The organism is Roseibium sediminis, assembly GCF_008711325.1.
GTDB classification, from domain to species: Bacteria; Pseudomonadota; Alphaproteobacteria; order Rhizobiales; family Stappiaceae; genus Roseibium; species Roseibium sediminis.
Window position 1 is genome coordinate 24,748 of the sequence record NZ_VXDB01000019.1, and the last position, 23,417, is coordinate 48,164.

A 23,417-nucleotide genomic window follows, 5' to 3' on the forward strand; every position below is an offset into this window, starting at 1 on the left:
TGTCCTTCGCCAGTTGCGAACGGGTCAAAAGGGGGCTAATGACTGGGCGCGTCAGATGGCGGGGCGATTTTGCCCCTTACCATGTGCCTTCAATGTCTTTTTCTATTCCGGAAGGTGGTTTCAGAATGTCTCAGCCGAACTCTGTGGTGCAGGTCGGAAATGTCACGTTCTCCAATTCCCGTCCTTTCAGTCTGATTGCAGGCCCCTGTCAGATGGAAAGCCGCGAGCATGCGCTGGAATGCGCGGCTGCGGTGAAGGAAATTGCGGGCGGTCTGGATATTCAGGTCGTCTTCAAGGCGTCCTTTGACAAGGCAAACCGGACTTCACTCTCTGGCAAACGCGGCGTTGGTCTGTCCGATGCATTGCCGGTTTTCGCCGAAATCAAGGAAAAGTACGGTTTGCCGGTCCTGACAGATATCCATTCAGCCGAGCAATGTGCGCCAGTGGCAGAAGTGGTTGATATCCTGCAGATCCCAGCTTTCCTCTGCCGTCAGACGGATCTGCTGATTGCCGCAGCAAATACTGGCGCAGTTGTGAACGTGAAAAAAGGTCAGTTCCTTGCTCCTTGGGATATGAAGAATGTCATGGAGAAGGTGACGCAATCGGGCAACCCGAATGTGTTGCTAACGGAACGTGGTGCCAGCTTTGGCTACAACACGCTTGTAAGCGATATGCGGTCTTTGCCGATCATGGCAGCGACGGGAGCGCCAGTCGTATTCGACGCCACTCACTCGGTCCAGCAACCAGGTGGGCAGGGGGCTTCCAGCGGCGGTGACCGCACCATGGTTCCGGTTCTCAGCCGTGCTGCAGTGGCAGTCGGTGTTGCGGGGCTTTTCATCGAAACCCATCCGGACCCCGACAATGCTCCGTCAGATGGTCCCAACATGGTGCCTCTGAAAGACCTTGGCGCATTGCTGGCTCAATTGAAGGCGCTGGACGCTGTTGTAAAATCTTCTGTGGCTCCGGCCGCGTGACGGAGGGCCGCTTTTGCGGCCTTTTCGTTGTTCGGACGCGAGTTCGAAATTCTGCACCGGCCTCCCCGGTGCGCAACTGAAAATGGGGCGCTGCGATCGCCCATCCGAAGGAGTGAATTGGCATGACTGCAATCATCGACATGGTTGGACGCGAAATCCTCGACAGCCGCGGCAATCCGACCGTGGAAGTCGACGTGTTTCTGGAAGACGGTTCTTTTGGCCGCGCTGCGGTTCCGTCTGGCGCATCCACTGGCGCCCATGAGGCGGTTGAGCTGCGTGATGGCGGTTCCCGTTTCCTCGGTAAGGGCGTTCGTCAGGCCGTCGATGCGGTTAATGGCGAGATTTTCGAAACGGTTGGTGGTCTTGATGCCGAAGACCAACTGAAAATCGATCAGGCGATGATTGATCTGGACGGCACGGAAAACAAGAGCCGCCTTGGTGCTAACGCGATCCTCGGTGTGTCGCTCGCTGTTGCACGTGCTGCCGCTCAGGCATCCGGCCTGCCGCTGTATCGCTATGTTGGCGGCACATCTGCCCGCACGCTGCCGGTTCCGATGATGAACATCATCAACGGCGGCGCGCACGCGGATAACCCGATTGATTTTCAGGAATTCATGATCATGCCGGTTGGCGCGGAAAGCCTTTCCGAAGCCGTGCGGATGGGTGCTGAAGTCTTCCACACGTTGAAGAAGGCGCTGAACGCTGCCGGTCACAACACCAATGTTGGTGACGAAGGTGGCTTTGCGCCGAACCTTGAATCGACAGATGCCGCTATCGGCTTTGTCATGAAGGCCATCGAGACGGCCGGTTACAAGCCGGGCGAGGACATGTTCCTGGCGCTGGATGCCGCGTCCACCGAGTTCTTCAAGGACGGCAAGTATGTGCTTGCTGGCGAAGGCAAGACCCTTGCTCCGGAAGAAATGGCTCGTTATCTGGAAGACCTTGTCAACCGCTACCCGATCATTTCGATTGAAGATGGTTTGGCGGAAGACGATTGGGCAGGCTGGAAGGCCGCTACCGATTTCTTCGGCAACAAGTGCCAGCTTGTCGGTGACGACCTGTTCGTGACCAACTCCAAGCGTCTGCGCCAGGGTATCCAGCAGGGTGTTGCCAACTCCATCCTGATCAAGGTGAACCAGATCGGCACCCTGTCCGAAACGCTGGACGCCGTCGAAACGGCTCACAAGGCCGGTTACACCGCAGTCATGTCGCACCGCTCCGGTGAAACTGAAGACAGCACGATTGCCGACCTCGCGGTTGCCACCAACTGCGGTCAGATCAAGACCGGCTCGCTGGCGCGTTCGGACAGACTTGCAAAGTACAACCAGCTGATCCGCATCGAGGAAGAGCTGGGTGCACAGGCAATCTATGCAGGTCGCTCTATCCTGCGCGGCTGATCCGGCTTTCTGCTAGAAAAGAAAAAATGAAAAGGCCTGCCGATCGGTGCTGATCGGCAGGCCTTTGTATTTGAAATTGAGTCTGTCTCAGGCCGTTTCGTTGGTCTTTGTTTCCACGGCATGCAAAATGGCTGCGGCCAACGTTTCCGGCTTTTCTGCGCCCGAGAGAGCAAATCTCTGATCGACGATAAAACAGGGTACGCCGGTGACACCCATCTCCTGTGCCTGTTCGATCTGTTTGACCATCTTCTGCATATCGGAATCCGTTTCGAGTAACTGCTCCACCAGATCGGATTGCATGCCGGCATCGGCGGAGATCCGCACAAGCGTCTCGGCTTTCGTGAGGTCTTCGCCGTCAATGAAATACGCCTTGAACAGGCGCTCCACCACATCGTCCTGAACATCGTCGGATTTGGACCAGAGGATCAGGCGGTGGCAATCGAGCGTGTTCGGTGACAGCTTGATCTTGTCAAAGGCAAATGGAATCCCCGCAGCTTTTCCGGCCGCCTCGATATTCGCGTAGATCTCGCGTGCCTTTTCGATGCCGCCGAACTTGTCAGACAGATATTGCGTGCGGTCCTTGCCTTCGCGCGGCAGCGTCGGATCAAGCTGATAGGGATGCCATCTTACATCCACAGGTACATCAGGAATAGTCTTTAGCGCGGCTTCCAGATGACGTTTGCCGATATAGCACCACGGGCACATGACATCTGAAATGACGTCTACCGTGATTGCTGTCTCTTCTGCCATTCCGGTTCCTTTCACCGCCTCAGTTTACTTTGTTCAAGCCTAGGGGAATTGATTTGCTAAAGCAAATAAACCGCTGGCACATAAGCTTTGCCTGTTTACAAGATGGTGTGCGAGAGAATTGCGTTGATCCGGGCCTTCAAAGTGGCCTTGCCCTGCTCATTTTTCAACACGGCTACAGGACCTAGTCCGTCCACGACGCAAATGAGATCTTCTTCCCGGCTTGCCGCATTGGCGATGGAAAGGACTGTTGTCCAGATATTGTCAGATGCATTGAAGGCAAGTGGGGAGGAGGTGAATTCCTGTGGCAGAAGTCGAAGCTCGTGAATATCCAGGCCCCGCTGTTTCAGGAACGAACGGGCGCGGTCCAGATAGCGATCATACAGGTCTCTCGTAATGCCGCCTGACGGGTTTGCCTCCACCAGCCAGCGGTGACTTTCGGCGAGATAGCTGTCGGTGATGCGGCGTCGTTCCCCCGTGCGAACGGCCGTGCTGATCCGGTATTTCAGGTTTTCCGGCGTGATGTCGGGCGACAGTACATCCGTTGCTCCCAAATCAAACAGGGTTGGGCGATCAACAGGGTGATCTGCAAAGACAAGTGCAGGCAAGGTCGCAAATCTTGCATCCATGCGCAGTTCGCGGAGGTTTTCCAGATTGTCTGCGAGATGGGCGTCCAGAATGACCGCGTCAAATCCCTTGCTGGTCAGGAAATCCTCGGCAATGTTCTGATTGAACGCGCCAATAACGTCGACCTGGTCTGAACTCAGGTTCTGGATTTCAAGGAACCGTTCGCCAAGCCCGATGATCAGCAGGCTGCTTGGTCCTTCGCGATGGGGCACCGTGCCGTAATTTTCCACGCGCCCAAAGACAGACTGGCGGATTTCGGCTTCTTCCGTGCGCAGCATCGTCCGCTGCAGATCGCACATGATCTGGAAAAGATGCAAGGGAGTGATGTTGTCGCTTACCACCGCATGGGGCAATGGTTCATTCGGAAACGTGCTATGCGGCCCGGCGAGAAACACGAGCGGCACTTCACACGGCAAGTCCTTCATAAGGTCAGCAAGCGCCGACCAGAAGGGAGATTGCTGACTTTCAACATCGTCCACCTTCACCAAAATGGCCGATGGCAGAGGTGTCTGCGGCAGGGCGAATGCGCTGTCGCGAACAAGTGGCGACAGGTCGACAACGTTTGAAAACAGAGAGCCGGGCACCTGAGCAGGTGGCTCTACGCCTAGGCTCCAAACGGGCCCGTGCCACATCAATGAACTGACAAATTCCATACTATATGCCGTTTCAGGCGACCGCAGCGGGTAGCCTTTGTGTTCTTAGGGTCAATCGTTCCCGGTTGACGGTACCATCTTCATTACGCGGAAGCGATTGCAAGACGAGAACCCGGTGCGGGATTTTGGCAAGGTCCACTCCGGATGCATCCAGATAGGCAAAAAAGGCCTTTGCATCAGGGACAGTTCCGACATCGGGAACAAGCGCTGCATAAAGCCGCGCACCGAGAAGAGGGTCCTCCACCAGAAAGGCTGCGGCTTCTCTTACGCCTTCATAGGTTGAATAGATCTCGTCGACAGAGGTCAGCGGGCCTACGCCATGGGCTGCTGTGCCGGGAATACCAAAACCCGATATTCCGCCCTGAATTTCCTCAACCGGAATGCCGGTATCCAGAAAACCTTCGGTGTCGGTTTCCAGCGGGGGAGCAGCCATTGTGCGCCAACCGATATCTGGAACGGACGGGCCGCGGACAAGAAGGAGCTTTTCTTCTCCGTTCTCCTTGTGGGACTTGGTTTTCAATTCCAGTAGGGCTGGCCCGCTTTCGCACCCGTTTGACCCGTTATACTCCCCCACGGCGACCGGGAGCGCTTTGGCCGAGGGACCTCGCGCCTTGGCAACCAGAGAGAATTCGTCGGCGACGTGAAGATCCACAATACGGTGGGTTGGAGCGAACGCACCTGGAGATGGAGAGGCGATGTTCCATGCGGCGAGGATCGTGGTTTTCTTGCCGCTGAGACGCCGGTCTACCAGTGGGGCCAGCGGACCCGGTGTCAGGATGCAATTGGCCTTCACGTCATTGGCGTGCTTGGTCAGGCTGTTCAGGGATGTCGGATGATGCAAGTGCAACGTTCCGGCAGCCAGAAGCCACGGCGCAAGACCACCGCCAAGACCGGTAAGACCGCCCAGAGAATAGGGCATCACCAGCCGACATCCGTCCTCAAGCTCCGCTTCTGCTTGAACCAGCCGGGCTGTTGCGAGCCAATGGTTATGCGTTCTCACCACGGGCACGATTTCACCGCTGCTGCGGCTCCAGCTGATGGTTGCCGTATGATCAGCAGCTTCAGCACGCCGGTCTTCGAGCGGCGGCAGTTCGTCGCCCATTTCCTGTAGCATGGGCCCAAGATCAATCAGGCCGTCCGGGATGTCCTTGCCGAGCCCGAAAACGAAACGCAGGCTGAACAGTTCCGCAGCAACATCGCGAGCCGTTTCCGCAATGGCGCGCGTTTCCAATCGGTCGGCGGACACAAGGGCCTTGGCCCCAACCTGATTGAGGGACTCCAGAACGTTTGCCTGTCGCCAGTGAAGCGGCAACGGTGAGACAACGAGATCGGCTCTCAGACCTGCAAGGAGAGCGATGACCGCATCAACGGTGTTCGGCGCCTGCAACCCAAGAACATGATCTGCGGCCAAACCCAGTGTACGGAAAAAGGCAGCCAGTTTCTCGACTTCGGCGTTGACCTCGGCATAGGTCAGGGATCGCGGTGAACCGCTGGTCCAGCCATCCCGGTTTGGGGCGTCTACAAGGGCGATACGATCAGGATGGGTCTGGGCATGAGACGCCAGCAGACTGTCCAGAGTGTCATCGCCCCACGCGCCGGCTTCACGATAGCCGGCCACAAGGGTCTCGGGTGTTGTCTTCATCTGTTGTTCCGTTGCACCGGTTATTTTTCAGCTGACCACCACACATCGAATTGGTGCCCGTAAAGGGAATGCTGGGCCGGGGGCACGATACGCTCCCAATGGGCGACCCAGTCGTCAGGCAGATGATAAAGGGGAACGACGTACGAGCCAGAAATCAGCACCCGGTCAAGGGCTCGAACGGCAGCGGTAAAGTCTTCCTTGGTGCGGGCGCCGACGATCGAATCGATCATTGCGTCGATGGCAGGTTCCTTTGCCCCGACAACGTTCCACGATCCTTCGGCGTCTGCAGATTTGGTGGACCAGCGGCCATATTGTTCGGCTCCCGGAGAAAGGGAGGCGTACCAGGTGTTGAACACCATGTCGAATTCGCGCTTGATCCGGCGATCCTCGAACTGGGACGGGTCGACGGTACGCACAGAAACGTCGATCCCGAGAAGTTCGAGGGTACGCACATAGTTGAGGGCGACTTTCTCTTCGTCCTCATTTTTGGTCATGATCTCAAAGGCCAGCGGGGCACCTGTGGCGGTGTTCACCAGCTTGCGGTCCTTGAGGTCATATCCGGCCTTCTTGAACTCTTCGAGGGCAGCCTTGAGGATCTTTCTGTCCCGGCCGGAGCCGTCGGCTTGCGCCGGGAACCATTCGCCATTCATGACGTCGTCACGCACGATGCCCGGGAAGTTCGCAAGTAGGTTTTTTTCAGCTTCTGTTGCAGGTTGTCCGATGGAAGACAGGACGGAGTTGTCCCAGTATCCGGCGGTCCGCTTGTAGAGCCCGAAGTAAAGGTTCTTGTTGATCCACTCGAAATCAAACAGCATTGCCAGAGCACGGCGTACGGAAGCATCCTTGAATGCGTCACGGCGCGTGTTGAAGGCAATGCCTTGAGCAGGCGCGGGTATTCCCTTCGTGATGGCAAGTTTCTTGACCTTGCCTTCCTGAGCTGCCGGGAAGTCAAAGCCAGTCGACCAACGAGCCGGATCTCCGAATTTCAAGGCGTCAATCAGGCCCTTCTTGAAGGCTTCCTGCAAGGTTGTTTCATCGCGGAAGTACTCGATCCGGATCTCATCGAAATTGTCGAAACCGGCCTTGATCGGCAGGTCCTTTGCCCAATAGTCGGGGTTTTTCTTGTAGATGACCCGGCGTCCCGGTTCGATCGTGTCAAAGACATAAGGTCCGGAACCGACCGGCGGTGTGAGTGTCGACTTGTCGAAATTCTCCGCGTCGGTGTGTTTCTTTGACAAGATGGGGGCAAGGGCAATCAGGAGCGGAAGCTCGCGGTTTTCGCCATTCTTGAAGGTCAGCTTCAAGCGGTTTTCGCCGGTGACTTCCTTCTTGACGATTTCGCCATACCAGTTGCTGAAAGGTGGGCGTCCCTTGTCGCGGATGATTTCCAGCGAGAAGATAACGTCTTCCACTGTCAGTGGCGTTCCGTCCGAGAACTTCGCGTTCGGATTGAGCTCGAACTCGATCCATTCGCGGCTATCCGGCATGCGAACACGTTGGGCGACATGGGTGTATAGGCTGAAGGGTTCGGCATAGGAGCGGGCCAGCAGGCTTTCAAAGATATTGCTGCCGAAATCACGCTCGCGCATCCCACGGGCAGACGTCCAGCCACCCTGGACGATGAACTGGTTGAGACTGTCGAAGGTGCCCTGAACGCCAAGGGTCAGGACACCGCCCTTGGGTGCGTCCGGATTTGCGTAAGGGAGGGAAACATAATCCTCAGGGAGCGCAGGTTCTCCATGCATAGCAATCCCGTGCTTCCACGGCACATTGTCGTCATTTGCATTGACAGCGCCTGATGCAGAAAAAAGAGAAACTGCAACAAGTGCACTGAAGACGATGCAAGACCTCGAAATGGCGGTCGGGATACGGAACAAGCGCATGGAACAACTGGCCCTGAAAGTTGATTCTTGACAAGAAGACTAACACAAGGTCACGCGTTTCGCTTGGGATGCAGTAGAAATCGGACCGATATTCAGGATTCAATTCAGGATTGAAAAGCGTTGCATTATGGCCACCCTCTCGCCGCAATCGACGTGTTACGTCACGAGCATTGGATTCGGAGCGTCTCAGGCCTTGAGTTTCTTTCAGGTTTGACGCAGAACAGCGCCAAATAGCTGCCGTCGCATGATTGAGGAAGTTACGAATGTTTGATGTGTTGAAAAGAGGACTGATGGGCTGTGCGTTTGCGGCGCTGGCACTGTCCTCTTCCGCTCTTGGGGTCAATGCGCAAGAGCAGGAATCTCCGTGGATCAAGGTCTGCAACAAGGACCCGAAGGCAAACAAGCAGGTTTGCCTGATCACACAGGAATTGCGGACCTCCACCGGTCAGTTCCTGTCGTCGGTTGCAGTTCGTGAAATCGAGGGTGAAGCCCGCAAGACCCTTCTCATGGCCGTTCCGACCGGCATGCTGATCCAGCCGGGTCTGCGCGTACAGGTCGATGCTGGCAAGCAGACAGAAGCCAAATACGGCATTTGTTTCCCGAATGCCTGCTATTCCGAACTGGTCATCGACGACACCTTTGTCGCCGGCATGAAGCAAGGTGGAAAGCTGATCGTCACCGCTCTGAACCAGCAGGCGAAAGCCGTGCCGTTCGAGCTGACGCTGATTGGTTTCACCAAGATCTATGATGGCGAGCCGATGGACGTCGCCCAGATCGAGGAAAAGCAGAAGCAGCTTCAGGATGAGCTGCAGCGCCGTGCTGACGAGGCACGCCAGAAGCTGATCGAAGCTCAAAAGGCCAGCCAGTAACCAATCTGACTGCCCAATCGCCAAAACCAGAAAAGGCCGCGAAATTCGCGGCCTTTTTCATGACTAAATCAAGATCAGTGAAGTTCAACGTCTCGCGGCAGATAGGAGCCGTCGGACTGCTCCTCGAAGATCTCATCAACCTGAGGATGGCGGATTGGTTCGCCGGTCGTATCCAACTCCAGGTTCTGCTCGCTCACATAGGCAACGTATTCGGTTTCCTCGTTTTCCGCGAGCAAGTGATAGAAGGGCTGGTCACGCACCGGACGCACATCTTCCGGAATGGCTTCCCACCATTCTTCAGTATTCGAAAATGTGGGGTCGACATCAAAAATCACACCCCTGAACGGGTAAATTCGATGCCGAACCACCTGACCGATGTTGAATTTTGCCGTCCGCATATTAGTTGGTCCGATTGGCTCTTGAACGGCTGAAATAACGCTTGGGTTATAGTCTTGCAAGAGTTCGTCTTTTCTCATCGAACCACTATATATCAGGGTTCGTCTAAAGACCGTAAACTTCTGCGAGATCACGGTCTTTGGCTGCAACCTGACGCGCAAGGTCAACAATGACCTTGGCCTGTTTCCAGGTTGCGTCGTCCTGCATCTTTCCATCGATCATCACAGCCCCGGTTCCATCCGGCATTGCGTCCAGGATCTTGCGCGCAAAGGCGACTTCTCCCGGTTCCGGGCTGAAGACTTGCTTGGCGATTTCAATTTGTGTCGGATGCAGAGACCAGGCGCCAAGGCATCCCATCAGGAAGGCGTTGCGAAACTGAGCTTCGCACGCTGCCGGATCAGAGAAGTCGCCAAAGGGACCATAGAACGGCTTAAGTCCGTAAGACAGGCAAGCATCCACCATCTTGGCGACCGTATAGTGCCAGAGATCCTGCTGGTACCCAGTGCGGGGTTCGTTCTCACGGGCGTCAGCCAGGACCACATAATCTGGATGACCACCGCCGACACGGGTCGTCTTCATGCCACGGGAGGCTGCAAGATCTGCCGGTCCAAGGCTCATGCCGTGCATGCGCGGGCTTGCAGCTGCAATGTCCTCGACGTTCTTCACGCCTTCAGCGGTTTCAAGGATTGCGTGGATCTGGATCGGCTTGGAAATGCCGGCCTTGGCCTCCAGCTGTGCCAGAAGCTGGTCAAGGTAATGAATGTCCCACAGCCCTTCGACCTTGGGGAGCATGATCACATCGAGCTTGTTGCCGACAGCGGGTACGATCTCCAGAAGATCATCCAGGAACCATGGGCTGTTTAGGCAGTTCACGCGGGTCCACAGGCCGGTATCACCGAAACTGTTTTCCTGGGCCATCTGGATAAAGCCGCGACGGGCATCGATCTTTGCGTCGGCGGGGATGGCGTCTTCAAGATTGCCCAGCACAACATCAACTTGCGAGATGAGAGCTGGAACCTTCTGGCGCATCTTTTCGATATGCGGCGGAACGAAGTGGATCATCCGCTCCAGCTTGATCGGCGGTTCACGAAACGGGGCAGGGGCGCCAATAGCAAGAGGTTGATAAAAGGCGCGCGGCGTTTTCATGAAGAGACCCTTTCGTGCTGATGGCATCCGAAGGCTTCATGCTATACCGGCTTTGCTGCAGTGCAACCATTCTCCGATAGGCCAATCGTCTAAATGCAATCAGTCCCACTTGCGGTGGATCCACATCCACTGTTCGGGATGTTCACGAATCCATTCTTCGAAGACGTCGTGGATAGATTGGGTCGTCGCGGCGATATCCGCCTTTCGATCATCCGTGGTTACAGGCGTCAGAATACGCCCTTCAACCCTGAAATTGCAGCCGTTCTTGCGGATCACCCGCCCCAGAACAATAGGAACATCGGCAGAGCGGGCGAGAGAGGCGGGAACCGGTGTTGCAAAGGCCGATTGACCGAAGAAACTGACCTCGACACCCCGGCGTTCGCGCAGGTCGCCCATCATGGCGACGGTTCCGCCGCGCCGCAGCGTAGCCAACAGCAATCGCGCGGTCTGGTGGCTCTTGGAGTGAAGCCCACCCTTGTAGAGCGACAGGCGCATGTTCTTCAGGATTGTCTCGGCGCTCGGGTTCTTGAGGGCTTGATAAACTCCGGCGATCTCGATGTCTTTTGCGACCGCTGGCTGGACAGTAAGCTCCCAGCAGCCGGAGTGCAGGGAAACAAACAGACTGGGTAGGTTCTTGTCCAGAATTTCCCGTGCGCCCTCATCTGCAACCACCTCAAATCGTTCGTCCTGCTGCAACAGGCGATCAATGAAGAACGTTTCAGCGGCAACGCGGCCAAGGTTTTCCCACATGCTTCGCAGGATTTTCTCCCGCTCTTCAAGCGACTTTTCCGGAAAGGCCTTTTCCAGATGTCGCAGGGCGCGGCCATGTCTCAATGTCCAGGGGGCAATCGTGCGCCACAAAAAGCCCATCATTGCGGATGCCGCATCTACCGGGATGAGACGGAACAGGAAGATGACCGACGAAAGGAGAATTGCTTCCAGCCGGTATTGAAGGGATTTGAGAAAAGAGAGCTTTGGCCTGTCTGACATCTAAATCTGGCGCGGCGTTGGTCCGTGTTCGGCTTGGGCGGAATTGTTTGGTGCAACCGTACCGTTTGGGTCGGGTGGTTGATTGACCGAAGTACAATTCCAAGCTAGGCGTCAGTATCCAAGGTCGACGCATGATGCAAGTGATTGCTTTGAATGGCAAACACATTGCCGTGTGCGAACAAGGCCGATATTGCTCTCAAGGGTGCCCGTCAGAAGTGGTTCGAATATCGAGCCGTCATCATCAGCGCGGGCAAGTCGTCAACGTCAATCCGGATGCACAGCCGGTTGCAGCCTTAACTGGAATTGCGCTCTAGATGCAGGACGTCATTTCGCTCGCATTTCCGTTCTTCGGATTGATATTTCTCGGCTTTCTGGCCGGGAAGTTGAAGAATATCCCTGAAAGCGGTCTGGCGTGGATGAATTTTTTCATCGTCTATATCGCACTTCCATCCATGTTCTTCCGGCTGCTTTCAGAAACGCCAATCGAAGAGCTCACAAATCTCAGCTTTATCTCGGCAACGACATTCGCGACCTACTCGGTCTTTGCGATCGCGTTCTGTATCGGTGTCGTGGCGACACGGGGCAGCATCTCGGAATCAACAATCCTTGGAATCGCTGGAGCCTATTCAAATGTCGGCTACATGGGGCCGGGTTTGACGCTCGCCGTTCTTGGACCTGCGGCAACTGTACCGACAGCGTTGATCTTGTGTTTCGACAACGCGCTGTTTTTCATTCTTGCGCCGTTGATGATGGCGCTTGGGGGAACGGACAAGGAGCCGATAGGCCGAACACTTCTGCGCATCCTCTGGCGCGTCTTCAGCCATCCGTTCATTCTGGCAACCATTGCCGGAGTAACGGCGGCCGCATTCCAGTTTGAGCCGCCACAGGCGATTGACAAGATGCTGACCTATTTGAGCGGAGCTGCCGCGCCCTGCGCGTTGTTTGCAATGGGGGTGACCGTTGCGCTGCGCCCGGTGGGCCGCGTTCCATTCGAACTACCTGCCGTTCTTGTCGTGAAGCTGATCGTTCACCCGGTGCTGATCTACATGCTTTTGATCTGGATCGGCGGCTTCGATCCGATCTGGATCGCGACGGCCGTTTTGATGGCCTGTCTTCCGCCTGCGACGAATGTTTTTGTCATCGCGCAGCAGTATGGAGTCTATGTCCAGCGTGCCGCCAGTTTCGTACTGATCGGGACTATCGCGTCTGTATTGACCGTGACGGGCTTTATCTGGGCGATCACCCACGGCTTGATATGAAAAAGGGACGCTCTGGAGCGTCCCCTTGGTTCTCAGTCTTCGATACACAAGCGGTTCACCTGAATGGGACCGGCAATAATCCGGTCAGATGGGGGGTTACCCCTTCCTTCATCAGGAACTTGCGGAAGGGCGATACCTTGCTGGCAAGGTGCATGCCCGCGCTGCGCGCCATCTGCACAGGAACCAGTTCGCTCAGGAGCGAGCGATTCAACAGGTGGACTGCATTTGTGCGCGTCACGATATCCGGCTGGCGCTTGCGATCATATTTTTGAAGAACGGACGCGCTGCCAACGTCCTCGCCCAGCGCATGGGCACTGCTGACAACGTCCAGAAGGCTGGCAACGTCGCGAAGAGAGAGGTTGAGACCCTGCGCGCCGATTGGCGGAAACACATGCGCTGTTTCGCCGATCAGCATCACGCGCCGGGCGGCAAAGCTCTTGGCCATCATGCCTGCCAACGGATACATCTGGCGGCGTGTTTCAACCTTCATGCGCCCGTAGATCGAGTGAACACGTCGCTCAATTTCCGCTCCAAGGGCTTCGTCGCTCATTTCGCCAAGGCGAAGCGCACCTTCCGGCGTTTCAACACAGACGAGGGAGGAGTTTCGACCCGGCAACGGTACCAATGCAGTTGGACCGGTTTTCTTGTGGAACTCCGTCGAAACCTGATCGTGCGGGCGCTCATGGGACAGGTTCAGGACAACGGCGACCTGCGGATAAGTCCAGCGCTCGACGGGTATACCGGCCTGTTCGCGAAGCTTCGAGTTTCGCCCGTCCGCTGCGACTGCCAAGCGAACCTCATGCACGGAGCCAGAAGTTGTCGTAACTCGAACCTTGTCCTCACCCAGATCATAGCTCTCAGCCATATCGTGAATGATTGTAAGGCCCGCTGTTTCCCGCGCGGTCTTGTCGAGGGCCGCGTTCAGATCCTTGTTCAGGATGTTGTATCCGAACGCGTCGAGATCGATTTCCGCACTTTCAAAGGTGACCTCAGGTGCGCGAATAAGACGCCCTGTATCGTCGATCATCCGAAGGCGTGAAATCGGAGCGGTCAATGGCTTGAGATCGTCCCAGATGCTGGTGCGTTCCAACATGCTGATGGAATCTTCCCAAAGAGCGGTTGTTCGCCCATCTGAAAGGTTCACTTCCGGGGTGATCAGGACAGTCGCAAGACCCTGGCGCGCGAGCAAAATGGCCGCCGTCAGGCCGGAGGGACCGCCGCCGATCACGGCGACTTCGTGTGATTGAACCTTGGTCTGTTGCTTGGCCATTGCATTCTCGCATTCGTGACGCTTGCTGTTTAATTGTATCATTTGGTCATGTTTGCAAGGCGGCATGTCGCCTCATGAACCGCAATCGGTTCGACATTTCAGGCTTTTGCCATGCCCGGCCATGCGCCAGATCAAATCGGGGTTCAAATGAAACTGCTACAAGGGCGAGCGAGAACTCAGCAGGAAACCTGTATTTCATGGGAAGAGATACCGCTGACCCTGTCGGTGCAGACATCTTGATGTCGCAAGGTGCAAAAGACACCCTGACTGTTGATCAGACCACCCAGCGGGGGTGGCCGTTGGTCGTTGCCTGCCTTGCAGCCTTGTGCCTGTCTGGCTGGATCTATCTGGGTCTGATGGTTGCCGACATGGTGCCGGTCATGGATATGACCGAGGCGGGCCCCGGGATGGGGCTGTTCAATCTGTTCAATGATTTCGCAGGATTACCCGCGGAGGCTCGTGCTGCTCTGGCGGCCCTTTGCCTTCCAACGTCTGTTGCCACTTTCGGAATGCCGGGCGCTGAATGGGGGCTTGTCGATCTAGGGCTTGTGTTCTGGATGTGGCTGATGATGGCCCTTGCGATGATGCTGCCGAGTGCCGTCCCAATGTTGCGGGCCTATTTTGTCAAGGCAGGGTCGCAAATCGATACTCCTGTCCTGTCGACGCTGCTTGTCGCCGTTGGATACCTCGTCATTTGGGTGGCCTATTCTGTCGTGGCGACGCTGGCTCAATGGGGATTGTCGAAGCTTGGGCTTTTAGGGGGGATGATGGCCCCGGTGCATCTTGCCTTAACGGCAAGTGTCCTTGTTGTTGCCGGTCTTTACCAGTTTACGCCCGCAAAGCAGGCTTGCCTCTATCGCTGTTGGTATCCGAGATGGTTGTTCCTGAATTTGCGACACGAAGAAAAAGAGACAGGCGCGGCATTCAGGGAAGGGCTCATGCAGGGAATGGCATGCCTTGGCTGTTGCTGGGCGATGATGACCCTCATGTTCGCCGTCGGCCTGATGAATGTCCTTTGGGTCGCAGCTCTTGGTGTATTGATGGCGCTTGAAAAGACGTTTCCGTCCCGCTGGTTCTCCCGAGCGCTTGGGATACTGTTGCTGGCCTGGGGCGGTGCGCTCAGCTATCTTTTGATGGTTCAGTCCTGAGCTACCCGACTGTTGTGCAATTTTGTTTCCGCCACATAATTGGCCGGGGACAGGCCTACAATCTTGACCTGCGGACAAATAGGGCGCAAAAGCACTGTTCAGCCTGTCACAAAACTGAAATAGTGACGGATGGCAGCGTGCCCCGAACCATTCGCCAGGTCAAACCACCGGTAATACGGGTCGGCGTTGGTATGAGCTGTATCGCGCGTAATTGACATTTAGGGATCCGGAAGCCCCGTGACCGACATTACCCCAGAGAAGGACAGCAAGGAATCTGCGCTGTTCCTAATCCATATCCTGACCGCGTCAGGCGCTCCGATTGCGCTCATTGCGCTTCTTGCCGGTGCGCAGGGGAAATGGGGTGAAATGTTCGCCTGGCTGGGACTGGCGCTGGTCGTCGACGGAATAGACGGACCGCTTGCCCGCAAGTTCAACGTTGCCGAACGACTGCCACGATGGTCGGGTGCATCGCTCGATTTTGTCATCGACTATGCCACTTACGTTTTTCTGCCTGCCTTTGCATTGTCAGCAAGCGGGATGCTTGGCCAGCCGTGGAACTGGATTTGCGGCGGTCTTGTCGTGTTTACCGGAGCGCTGTATTTCGCCGATAACGGCATGAAGACGCCGGACGGGTCATTCAAGGGCTTTCCTGCGGTCTGGAACATGGTGATCTTTGGACTGATGGTGCTCTCGCCATCTCAGGCCTTCACGATCTTCTTCGTGCTTTTCTGCTGTGTTCTGACATTTCTGCCGATCCGTTTCAGTCACCCGGTGCGTGTGAAACGCTGGCGCGCGGTGACGTTGCCGATCACATTTGTCTGGCTCGGGCTCGCCGGTGTAGCTGTCTCGCACGGGATGGTTCTGGAGGGAATGGCGGCAAGTGTCTTTACTGCTGCGAGCCTTTATCTCTTCAGTGTGTCTGCCGTTCAGCAGTTTCTTGAGCGCTACCTCTGATCAGGTATTCTATCTGACAATCTGATCAGGTATTCTATCTGACAAAATGACAGTGTTTTTGCTGAAGGCTCCCTTGTCGGAGCCTTTTTCGTGTGCCTAATCTTGTCGCAAAGACAAGCATGAGGCGGAAGACATGGTTCACGCAATTCGCGTTCACAAGACTGGCGGGCCCGAGGTTCTGACTTGGGAAACCGTCGATGTTCCGGCTCCCGCAGCGGGCGAAATCCGGATCCGGCACACCGCCATCGGTCTCAATTTCATAGATACCTATTTTCGCACCGGGCTCTATCCGGCGCCGAACGGGCTTCCATTCATCCCAGGCAACGAAGGTGCAGGGGAAGTCGTTGCTGTCGGTGAAGGTGTATCTGGCCTGAGGGAAGGAGATCGGGTCGCTTATGCAGGGCCGATCGGGTCTTACAGTGAGGAACGGGTCATCGCAGCTGATCGCGTGGTCAAGGTTCCTGAGGGTATTGATGACAAGAGCGCCGCGGCAATGATGCTGAAGGGCATGACGGCCCAATATCTTCTCAGGCAGACCTACAAGGTCGGGCCTGAAACAACGCTTCTGTTTCACGCCGCTGCGGGAGGCGTCGGCCTTATTGCCGGTCAATGGGCGGCGCATTTGGGCGCGACGGTGATCGGCACTGTCGGCTCGGAAGAAAAGGCGGAGTTGGCGCGGGCGAACGGCTATGCCCATGTCATCAATTATCGGACCGAGAACTTTGTTGAACGGGTGAAGGAGATTACCGGCGGCAAGGGGTGCGATGTTGTCTACGATTCCGTGGGCAAAGACACTTATCCCGGCAGTCTGGACTGCCTGAAACCGCTTGGTTTGTGGGCAAGTTTTGGCCAGTCCTCCGGACCGATCCAGGATTTCAATCTCGGCCTTCTCGCTCAGAAGGGGTCGCTCTTTGCAACCCGCCCGACACTGTTCACCTATATCGCGACGCATGAAAAGCTCGAACAGACGGCTTCCGATCTGTTCTCCGTGGTTCGCTCCGGCGCGGTGAATATTGCGATCAATCAGGAATATGGACTTTCTGACGCTGCCAGATCCCACGAGGAACTGGAAGGGCGGAAGACTACAGGCGCTTCGGTTCTGGTCCCGTAAGCGATATGGCATCTCCCAGAAGCGGGCAGGACAAGGCCCGCAACCTCTATGCGCCCGCGATGCGGTACTTCGCGAAAGTGGCGGAGGCCGGATCCATACGGGCGGCGTCCCGTGAGCTGAATGTCGCCTCGTCTGCCGTCAACCGGCAAGTGTTGTGGCTGGAAGATTCCCTTGGGCTGCAGTTGTTTGAACGTGTCGGCCGCCGATTGAAACTGTCTGAGGCAGGCGAAGTTCTGCTTGCCCATGTCAGGCGAACCTATTCCGACTTCGACGGGACCATGGCAGAGCTTGAGGCGCTCAAGGGACTGCGCCGGGGCACGGTGACAATTGCCACGGTCGAAAGCGTGTCAGAGGTTCTTCTGCCAAGGGTGATAAACAGCTTTCGCGACCAGTTTCCCGACATCCATCTGAAGGTGGTCATGTCCTCTTCTCATGGGGCAGCAAAGCTTGTGGAAGCCGGGGAGGCGGATGTCGGCTTTACATTCGACCCTCCGGAAACCTCCAGTCTTTCAGTTGCGTTTCGGCATGACCTGGTTATCGGCGCCCTGATGCGTCCGGATCATCCGCTCGCTGCGTCGAAGAAGCTCTCGCTGGCACAATGCCTTGACTATCCCATCGCCCTGCCTTCCAAGGGCTTGTCGCTGAGAAGTCGGCTTGATGCTGCTCGCCGGTCCCAGTCCCATGATCCGGCCGTGTATGTGGAGGCGGATTCTCTCAAGTTTCTGAGGACCCTCGTGCGGTCCGGCGAAGTGATCGGGTTTCAGACGAGAGTGGGCTGCGAAGAGGATCTGGCTTCAGGTATTCTTGTCTTCAAACCGCTTGAAGACGAACCCTTACAGGCGGACCGGCTCTGCATTGTAACGTCTTCCCTTCGGGCATTGGGTCTTGCTCCTGCGCGATTCTTTGAGCACGCTGTGGAGACATTGAGCGCTCACTTGTCCGGGCTTGATGCCGAAAAGTGATCAATGCTGGCGCAAATCGGCGCTATCGATCCTTTTTGTTTGGTGCAATCATTTTTGACAAGGGGAAGGTATGGGCACTTCTGTACTTTCCTAGATCAGCGGGCGCTACATGAGAATCGATTGAGCGCCCAAAGCTGATCGCTCCAGCAGTGAACGAGCATCTTTGGGCGTTTCCAGCAAAACGCCCGATGCTTCAAGGGAGAGGAAGTTACCCATGGGGCGTTTGACCACCCACGTTCTGGATACGGCACTTGGCCGTCCGGCTCAGGGACTGAAGATCGAACTTTGGTCGGTTGAGGGAACCGGAGAACGGGTTTCAACCCATGTGACCAATGATGACGGGCGTGTAGACGCGCCGATCCTTGAAGGATCAGCTCTCAAGCGCGGCGTTTATGAGCTTCGGTTCCATGCTGGTGACTATCTGAAGGCCAGCGGGCAGGCACTTCCCGATCCATTATTTCTGGACATTGTGCCGATCCGCTTTGGCATAGCAGACGAAGGCGCCCATTATCATGTTCCATTGCTTTTATCCGCCTTTGGCTATTCGACCTATCGGGGGAGTTGATTGATGCGTGAAACCATCCGGTTTCTCCAGAACGGACAGGTAGTCGAGCTGACAGACGTCAAGCCGACAGAAACGGTGCTGGATTATCTGCGCCTCAGAAAACGCAAGACCGGCACCAAGGAAGGTTGCGGCGAGGGAGATTGTGGTGCCTGCACCGTTGCTCTTGGCCGCCTGTCCGGTGACCGGGTGGTCTACCAGCCCGTTAACAGCTGCATTTTGTTGCTTGGCATGATTGATGGCGCTGAGCTGGTAACGGTCGAAGACCTTGCCGAGGATAATCGCCTTCATCCGGTCCAACAGGCTCTGGTTGATTTGCATGGCTCGCAATGCGGGTTCTGCACTCCCGGCTTTGTCATGTCCATGTTCACGCTTTACCATTCCAATGGAGCGGAAAAGAGCCGCAAGGCTGTCACCGACTGGCTTGCCGGAAACTTGTGTCGCTGCACGGGGTATCGTCCGATTATCGAGGCCGCACTGACCAGCTGTTTTGAAACGGCAGATGACTGCTTTTCCCGCCGCAGTTCGCAGACGGCCGAGTTGCTGCAGTCGCTCGATGATGACCGGGACGTTTATCTTCCCTATGGGGATGGTTTTTTTGCGTCGCCAGCTTCAATCGAAGGACTTGCGGCCATCTATGCGCAGCATCCCGACGCGACTTTGGTCGGCGGTGCGACCGATGTTGGCCTTTGGATTACCAAACACCTGCGCTCTCTTCCCAAAGTCATCTGGCTTGGCCGGGTCGAGGCGCTTGACCGGGTAGAAGAAACTGCATCCGGCCTTTTGATTGGTGCGACAGCGACCTATCAGGCAAGCCATGATGCTGTGACTTCCTTGTCACCGGATTTGGGCGAACTCTGGCGGCGCATCGGATCCAAACAGGTCCGTGCTTCGGGCACCATTGGCGGCAATATCGCTAACGGGTCTCCAATTGGCGATACTCCGCCGGCCCTGATAGCCCTTGGCGCGACTTTGGAACTGCAAAACGGTGGCACGTCGCGGACCTTGCCGCTTGAAGATTTCTTCATGGAATATGGTCGGCAGGACAGGCAGGTTGGTGAATTCGTAACCGGCGTGTTCGTTCCCAGACCAACCATCAATCAGGTTTTCCGCTGCTACAAGATTTCCAAGCGCTTCGATCAGGACATCTCGTCGGTCATGGGTGCATTCCGCTTCACCTTGTCAGATGGCGTGATTACGGAAGCGCGGATCGCCTTTGGCGGCATGGCCGGCACGCCGAAACGGGCAATGGAAACCGAGAGGGCCCTGATTGGCGCGCGGGTTGAGGATGCATCCTCGTGGGCGTCTGCCTTGCAGGTCCTTCAATCGGACTACACTCCCATGACGGATATGCGAGCCTCCAATGAATACCGGCAGGAAACGGCCCGGGCACTTCTGGTGAAGGCGCTGATGGAGGCTGACGGCACTGATCCGGCTGGGCTCAATGTTCTCAAGCGGCGGGAGGCTGAAAATGACCGCGCCGCATAACATGACCGCTTCGGATGAAAACCTAGCCCATGTGCGCAAATCGCTGAAACACGATAGCGCTGACAAGCATGTTGCGGGAACAGCGACCTATATCGATGATATTCCCGAGCCGGAAGGAACGCTTCATGTTGTTCCGGTTTGGTCGAAAAAGGCGATACGCGCCAATATCTTGTCGGTAAATGTTGAGAAGGCGATTCAGGTTCCGGGCGTGGTCGCCATCCTGACGAAGGACGACATTCCCGGTATCAACGATTGCTCTGCTGCTATGGGAGATGATCCTGTGTTGGCGGAGGGCGAGATCCAGTTCTTTGGTCAGGCCGTTTGTGCCATCGTCGCCGAGACGCGGGACATCGCACGGCGCGCCGCGCTTCTGGTCGACATCGCGTTCGAACCAATGACGCCGATCTTGACCCAGGAAGATGCCGTAGCTGCAGACACGACCGTGTTGCCGGACTATCAGTTCCGTCGCGGGTCTCCGGAAACCGGTTTGACCGGAGCCGAGCACAATCTCTCCGGAGTGATGCGGATTGGCGGTCAGGAGCACTTCTACCTGGAGGGCCAGATTGCCATGGCCATTCCTCAGGAAGATGGCGGTATGTTCGTCCATACTTCCACCCAGCATCCGACCGAAGTTCAGCATACGGTGGCCAAGGTTCTTGGCGTTCCCGACGCGGCCGTCACTGCCGAAGTGCGCCGTATGGGCGGCGGGTTTGGGGGCAAGGAATCCCAGGCAAATCAGTGGGCTGCGCTGGCATCGCTCGCCGCGGCGAAAACTGGCCGGGCCTGCAAGATGCGCCTTGATCGTGATGACGATATGATCATGACCGGCAAGCGGCACGATTTCCGGGTTGAATGGCAGGTCGGGCATGACCGTGAAGGGCGCATTCGCGCTGTTGACCTCAATTTCCTGTCTCGATGCGGATATTCTGCGGACCTGTCTCTCGGAGTGAATGATCGGACGCTGTTTCACGCAGATTCCAGCTATTTCTATCCCGACGCCTCAATTCGCAGCCGCCGTCTGAAAACGGACACCTGTTCGAACACGGCGTTCCGGGGTTTTGGCGGTCCGCAAGGCATGCTCGCAGCTGAACGGTTGATCGATGCCATTGCGATCACGCTTGGCAAGGACCCGCTGGATGTTCGCAAGCTCAATTTCTATGATGGCGAGCGCAACGTCACGCCTTACGGCATGCCGGTGGAAGAGCATGAGGTCATGCATGACCTCATCGACAAGCTTGAGGCAAGTTCCGATTACCGGGCGCGCCGCGAGGCCGTGAAAGCGTTCAACGCCAATAGTCCGGTTCTGAAGAAAGGGCTGGCGCTTACACCGGTCAAATTCGGTATTTCATTCACGCTGAAGCATCTCAATCAGGCGGGCGCGCTCGTTCATCTCTACACGGATGGGTCGATTCACCTGAACCACGGCGGCACCGAGATGGGGCAGGGCCTTTACCAGAAGGTTGCCCAGGTCGTTGCAGATGAGTTCGGTGTCACGTTGGACAAGGTGCGGATCACCGCGACCAACACGTCCAAGGTGCCGAACACCGGTCCGACAGCTGCGTCCTCCGGAACCGATCTCAATGCCATGGCGGCAAAAAAGGCCGCAGAAGTGATCAAGGGGCGTCTGGTCGAGTTCCTGTGCGCTGAGCACAAAGTCACGCCAGATCTGGTGCGTTTTGAAAACAACAAGGTGATTGTGGGCGAAAAGTCCTTCCGCCTGGCGGAAGTGGCAAAGGCTGCTCATATGGCGCGCATCCAGATGTCCCATGCGGGGTTCTATGCGACGCCGGGGATCACCTGGGATCGTGAGACGATTACCGGGCGCCCATTCTATTACTTTGCGTTTGGCGGAGCCTGCGCCGAGGTCACCATCGACACGATGACCGGCGAAATGACGGTGGATCGTGTCGACATCCTGCATGACGTCGGACATTCGCTGAACCCGGCCATCGACATTGGGCAGATTGAAGGCGGCTTTGTGCAGGGTATGGGCTGGCTGACCACCGAGGAACTGTGGTGGGACGAGCAGGGGCGTTTGCGCACCCACGCGCCGTCTACCTACAAGATCCCGACGGCATCGGACATACCTGCAGACTTCAATGTCAATCTCTATCAGGGACGCGGAAATCCGCAGGAGACGATCTATCGGTCCAAGGCAGTCGGGGAACCGCCGGTCATGCTGGCCAACGCGGTCTTCTGCGCCATCAACGATGCTGTCGCCAGCCTCAAACCCGGTGTTGTGCCGGACCTCAATGCACCTGCCACTCCGGAAGCCATCATGAAGGCCGTTCGCTACATGAGGACTGCCAAGGTATCTGCTCATGCCGAAGGTGGAGCCGAGTGATGATCGTTTGGGGACACATTGCCAGACTTCTTGAGCAGCAACCGGCGTGTGTCCTCGTAACCGTTGCCTCTGTCGCGGGGTCTACGCCGCGCGAAGTCGGGGCCCGCATGATTGTGCGGGAAGACGGTGGCTATCACGGCACGATCGGCGGCGGAACACTGGAGTTCGAAGCAATCCGCATCGCACGGGAAGCCTTGCGGCAGCAGGAAACGGGACTGCGGATCAGACGTATGTCCCTTGGACCGGATCTTGGCCAATGTTGTGGCGGCTCCGTGGAGATGGCCTTCGAAGTTGTGAAGGCTTCTCAGCTGGAAGCTGCACGCCAATTTGCAGAGCTTGAATATCTGGGCGGCGAGTTCTCGACCGTCGCCAAGGTGGCAGATGGACCACTTATCCGAGGCCTTGTAGCTGAAACGGGAACGAAATCCCGGTTTACGCTCAAGGACGGTGATCTGACTGAAACCTTTGGGCAAAAACGTCAGTCGGTGTTTCTGTTTGGTGCAGGGCATGTCGGCAAGGCTGTGGTCCTCGCGCTCGCTCCCTTGCCGTTTCGGGTGACCTGGATCGATTCCCGGATAGAGATCTTTCCGGCTGCTGTGCCTGCAAATGTACAAATGGTCCATCAGTCTCGTCCGGAATGCGCGCTGGAGAGCGCTCCGGATGGTGCTTTCGTACTGGCCATGACCCATTGCCACGCCATGGATGAGGAGATCATGGCGGCGGCGTTGATGCAGCAGCGCTTCGCGTTATGCGGGGTCATTGGCAGCAAGACAAAACGTGCGCGGTTCAGAAAACGTCTGAAACAGCGCGGACTTTCCGACAGTCTTCTGTCCGAAATGGTCTGCCCGATCGGGGTGCCAACGATCAGATCCAAGCATCCGGCGGCGATAGCAGCAGGCATTGCGGTCGATTTGTTGCAACGGGAGGAAACCGCTCATCAACAGGCGGACCAACCAGAGGGACTTGAAAACATAAGAACTTTCAGCCGATAACTC

The 23,417-nt window shown here is 56.5% G+C and carries 21 protein-coding genes; 13 read left to right on the forward strand and 8 right to left on the reverse strand.

Going from position 1 to position 23,417, the window contains the following annotated elements:
- The first annotated feature begins 125 nt into the window (after positions 1-125).
- Positions 126-974, forward strand: coding sequence for a 3-deoxy-8-phosphooctulonate synthase (gene kdsA, locus F0155_RS17445; RefSeq protein ID WP_150525831.1), 849 nt, complete (start codon positions 126-128; stop codon positions 972-974).
- 122 nt (positions 975-1,096) lie between these two features.
- The gene (gene eno / locus F0155_RS17450; protein WP_150525832.1) at positions 1,097-2,371 is read left to right on the forward strand and encodes a phosphopyruvate hydratase; all 1,275 of its coding nucleotides are present in this window, start codon (positions 1,097-1,099) and stop codon (positions 2,369-2,371) included.
- Between the two features lie 87 nt (positions 2,372-2,458).
- Here the strand turns inward: eno and F0155_RS17455 are convergent, their stop codons facing one another.
- The 4 genes from F0155_RS17455 to F0155_RS17470 all read right to left on the reverse strand — a co-directional run bounded on the left by F0155_RS17455 (position 2,459) and on the right by F0155_RS17470 (position 7,923).
- Positions 2,459-3,121, reverse strand: a complete 663-nt coding sequence (locus tag F0155_RS17455) for a DsbA family oxidoreductase (protein ID WP_150525833.1) — start codon at positions 3,119-3,121, stop codon at positions 2,459-2,461.
- Positions 3,122-3,216: 95 nt separating this feature from the next.
- On the reverse strand, positions 3,217-4,398 hold the full coding sequence (locus F0155_RS17460; RefSeq protein WP_150525834.1) for a PleD family two-component system response regulator: 1,182 nt from the start codon (positions 4,396-4,398) through the stop codon (positions 3,217-3,219).
- Between the two features lie 13 nt (positions 4,399-4,411).
- Entirely contained in the window at positions 4,412-6,040 is a 1,629-nt protein-coding gene (locus tag F0155_RS17465) for a class I adenylate-forming enzyme family protein (protein ID WP_150525835.1), read from the reverse strand.
- Positions 6,041-6,060: 20 nt separating this feature from the next.
- Complete coding sequence (locus tag F0155_RS17470) at positions 6,061-7,923, reverse strand: extracellular solute-binding protein (RefSeq protein ID WP_150525836.1); 1,863 nt, start codon at positions 7,921-7,923, stop codon at positions 6,061-6,063.
- Positions 7,924-8,186: 263 nt separating this feature from the next.
- On the opposite strand from F0155_RS17470, the gene F0155_RS17475 reads away from it, so the two are divergent.
- Entirely contained in the window at positions 8,187-8,792 is a 606-nt protein-coding gene (locus tag F0155_RS17475; RefSeq protein WP_150525837.1) for an invasion associated locus B family protein, read from the forward strand.
- Positions 8,793-8,866: 74 nt separating this feature from the next.
- Here F0155_RS17475 and hspQ read toward each other — a convergent pair whose 3' ends face one another.
- The 3 genes from hspQ to F0155_RS17490 form a co-directional block, all read right to left on the reverse strand.
- Positions 8,867-9,190: a heat shock protein HspQ gene (gene hspQ / locus F0155_RS17480; protein ID WP_150525838.1), complete on the reverse strand. Its 324-nt coding sequence runs from the start codon at positions 9,188-9,190 to the stop codon at positions 8,867-8,869.
- 103 nt (positions 9,191-9,293) lie between these two features.
- Positions 9,294-10,334, reverse strand: a complete 1,041-nt coding sequence (locus F0155_RS17485; RefSeq protein ID WP_150525839.1) for an HpcH/HpaI aldolase/citrate lyase family protein — start codon at positions 10,332-10,334, stop codon at positions 9,294-9,296.
- Positions 10,335-10,433: 99 nt separating this feature from the next.
- The gene (locus F0155_RS17490; protein ID WP_150525840.1) at positions 10,434-11,324 is read right to left on the reverse strand and encodes an LpxL/LpxP family acyltransferase; all 891 of its coding nucleotides are present in this window, start codon (positions 11,322-11,324) and stop codon (positions 10,434-10,436) included.
- 153 nt (positions 11,325-11,477) lie between these two features.
- On the opposite strand from F0155_RS17490, the gene F0155_RS23450 reads away from it, so the two are divergent.
- Both F0155_RS23450 and F0155_RS17495 read left to right on the forward strand, forming a co-directional pair.
- Positions 11,478-11,621, forward strand: coding sequence for a hypothetical protein (locus tag F0155_RS23450; RefSeq protein WP_161599830.1), 144 nt, complete (start codon positions 11,478-11,480; stop codon positions 11,619-11,621).
- A gap of 17 nt (positions 11,622-11,638) precedes the next feature.
- Positions 11,639-12,583: an AEC family transporter gene (locus F0155_RS17495; protein ID WP_150525841.1), complete on the forward strand. Its 945-nt coding sequence runs from the start codon at positions 11,639-11,641 to the stop codon at positions 12,581-12,583.
- A gap of 55 nt (positions 12,584-12,638) precedes the next feature.
- Here F0155_RS17495 and F0155_RS17500 read toward each other — a convergent pair whose 3' ends face one another.
- The gene (locus F0155_RS17500) at positions 12,639-13,853 is read right to left on the reverse strand and encodes a UbiH/UbiF family hydroxylase (RefSeq protein ID WP_150525842.1); all 1,215 of its coding nucleotides are present in this window, start codon (positions 13,851-13,853) and stop codon (positions 12,639-12,641) included.
- Between the two features lie 197 nt (positions 13,854-14,050).
- Here F0155_RS17500 and F0155_RS17505 point away from each other — a divergent pair, with 197 nt between their 5' ends.
- The 8 genes from F0155_RS17505 to xdhC all read left to right on the forward strand — a co-directional run bounded on the left by F0155_RS17505 (position 14,051) and on the right by xdhC (position 23,414).
- On the forward strand, positions 14,051-15,001 hold the full coding sequence (locus F0155_RS17505; protein WP_208999341.1) for a DUF2182 domain-containing protein: 951 nt from the start codon (positions 14,051-14,053) through the stop codon (positions 14,999-15,001).
- Between the two features lie 237 nt (positions 15,002-15,238).
- Entirely contained in the window at positions 15,239-15,955 is a 717-nt protein-coding gene (locus tag F0155_RS17510) for a CDP-alcohol phosphatidyltransferase family protein (RefSeq protein WP_150525843.1), read from the forward strand.
- Between the two features lie 133 nt (positions 15,956-16,088).
- On the forward strand, positions 16,089-17,066 hold the full coding sequence (locus tag F0155_RS17515) for a quinone oxidoreductase family protein (RefSeq protein ID WP_150525844.1): 978 nt from the start codon (positions 16,089-16,091) through the stop codon (positions 17,064-17,066).
- Between the two features lie 5 nt (positions 17,067-17,071).
- A complete protein-coding gene (locus tag F0155_RS17520) occupies positions 17,072-18,028 on the forward strand; it encodes a LysR family transcriptional regulator (RefSeq protein WP_150525845.1) in 957 nt (318 codons plus the stop codon).
- A 214-nt stretch (positions 18,029-18,242) separates the two neighbouring features.
- The gene (uraH, locus tag F0155_RS17525) at positions 18,243-18,593 is read left to right on the forward strand and encodes a hydroxyisourate hydrolase (protein WP_150525846.1); all 351 of its coding nucleotides are present in this window, start codon (positions 18,243-18,245) and stop codon (positions 18,591-18,593) included.
- Between the two features lie 3 nt (positions 18,594-18,596).
- Positions 18,597-20,078: a xanthine dehydrogenase small subunit gene (xdhA, locus tag F0155_RS17530; RefSeq protein ID WP_150525847.1), complete on the forward strand. Its 1,482-nt coding sequence runs from the start codon at positions 18,597-18,599 to the stop codon at positions 20,076-20,078.
- Positions 20,062-22,422, forward strand: coding sequence for a xanthine dehydrogenase molybdopterin binding subunit (gene xdhB / locus F0155_RS17535; protein ID WP_150525848.1), 2,361 nt, complete (start codon positions 20,062-20,064; stop codon positions 22,420-22,422). The genes xdhA and xdhB overlap by 17 nt, the downstream gene beginning before the upstream one ends.
- Positions 22,422-23,414 (forward strand): xanthine dehydrogenase accessory protein XdhC, encoded by a 993-nt coding sequence (gene xdhC / locus F0155_RS17540; RefSeq protein ID WP_150525849.1) that lies wholly within the window; start codon positions 22,422-22,424, stop codon positions 23,412-23,414. The genes xdhB and xdhC overlap by 1 nt, the downstream gene beginning before the upstream one ends.
- Positions 23,415-23,417: the final 3 nt, after the last annotated feature.

Coding starts and splice junctions, on each gene's coding strand:
- kdsA (WP_150525831.1), top strand. CDS start 126: ATGTCTCAGCCGAACTCTGTGGTGCAGGTCGGAAATGTCACGTTCTCC.
- eno (WP_150525832.1), top strand. CDS start 1,097: ATGACTGCAATCATCGACATGGTTGGACGCGAAATCCTCGACAGCCGC.
- F0155_RS17455 (WP_150525833.1), bottom strand. CDS start 3,121: ATGGCAGAAGAGACAGCAATCACGGTAGACGTCATTTCAGATGTCATG.
- F0155_RS17460 (WP_150525834.1), bottom strand. CDS start 4,398: ATGGAATTTGTCAGTTCATTGATGTGGCACGGGCCCGTTTGGAGCCTA.
- F0155_RS17465 (WP_150525835.1), bottom strand. CDS start 6,040: ATGAAGACAACACCCGAGACCCTTGTGGCCGGCTATCGTGAAGCCGGC.
- F0155_RS17470 (WP_150525836.1), bottom strand. CDS start 7,923: ATGCGCTTGTTCCGTATCCCGACCGCCATTTCGAGGTCTTGCATCGTC.
- F0155_RS17475 (WP_150525837.1), top strand. CDS start 8,187: ATGTTTGATGTGTTGAAAAGAGGACTGATGGGCTGTGCGTTTGCGGCG.
- hspQ (WP_150525838.1), bottom strand. CDS start 9,190: ATGCGGACGGCAAAATTCAACATCGGTCAGGTGGTTCGGCATCGAATT.
- F0155_RS17485 (WP_150525839.1), bottom strand. CDS start 10,334: ATGAAAACGCCGCGCGCCTTTTATCAACCTCTTGCTATTGGCGCCCCT.
- F0155_RS17490 (WP_150525840.1), bottom strand. CDS start 11,324: ATGTCAGACAGGCCAAAGCTCTCTTTTCTCAAATCCCTTCAATACCGG.
- F0155_RS23450 (WP_161599830.1), top strand. CDS start 11,478: ATGGCAAACACATTGCCGTGTGCGAACAAGGCCGATATTGCTCTCAAG.
- F0155_RS17495 (WP_150525841.1), top strand. CDS start 11,639: ATGCAGGACGTCATTTCGCTCGCATTTCCGTTCTTCGGATTGATATTT.
- F0155_RS17500 (WP_150525842.1), bottom strand. CDS start 13,853: ATGGCCAAGCAACAGACCAAGGTTCAATCACACGAAGTCGCCGTGATC.
- F0155_RS17505 (WP_208999341.1), top strand. CDS start 14,051: ATGGGAAGAGATACCGCTGACCCTGTCGGTGCAGACATCTTGATGTCG.
- F0155_RS17515 (WP_150525844.1), top strand. CDS start 16,089: ATGGTTCACGCAATTCGCGTTCACAAGACTGGCGGGCCCGAGGTTCTG.
- F0155_RS17520 (WP_150525845.1), top strand. CDS start 17,072: ATGGCATCTCCCAGAAGCGGGCAGGACAAGGCCCGCAACCTCTATGCG.
- uraH (WP_150525846.1), top strand. CDS start 18,243: ATGGGGCGTTTGACCACCCACGTTCTGGATACGGCACTTGGCCGTCCG.
- xdhA (WP_150525847.1), top strand. CDS start 18,597: ATGCGTGAAACCATCCGGTTTCTCCAGAACGGACAGGTAGTCGAGCTG.
- xdhB (WP_150525848.1), top strand. CDS start 20,062: ATGACCGCGCCGCATAACATGACCGCTTCGGATGAAAACCTAGCCCAT.
- xdhC (WP_150525849.1), top strand. CDS start 22,422: ATGATCGTTTGGGGACACATTGCCAGACTTCTTGAGCAGCAACCGGCG.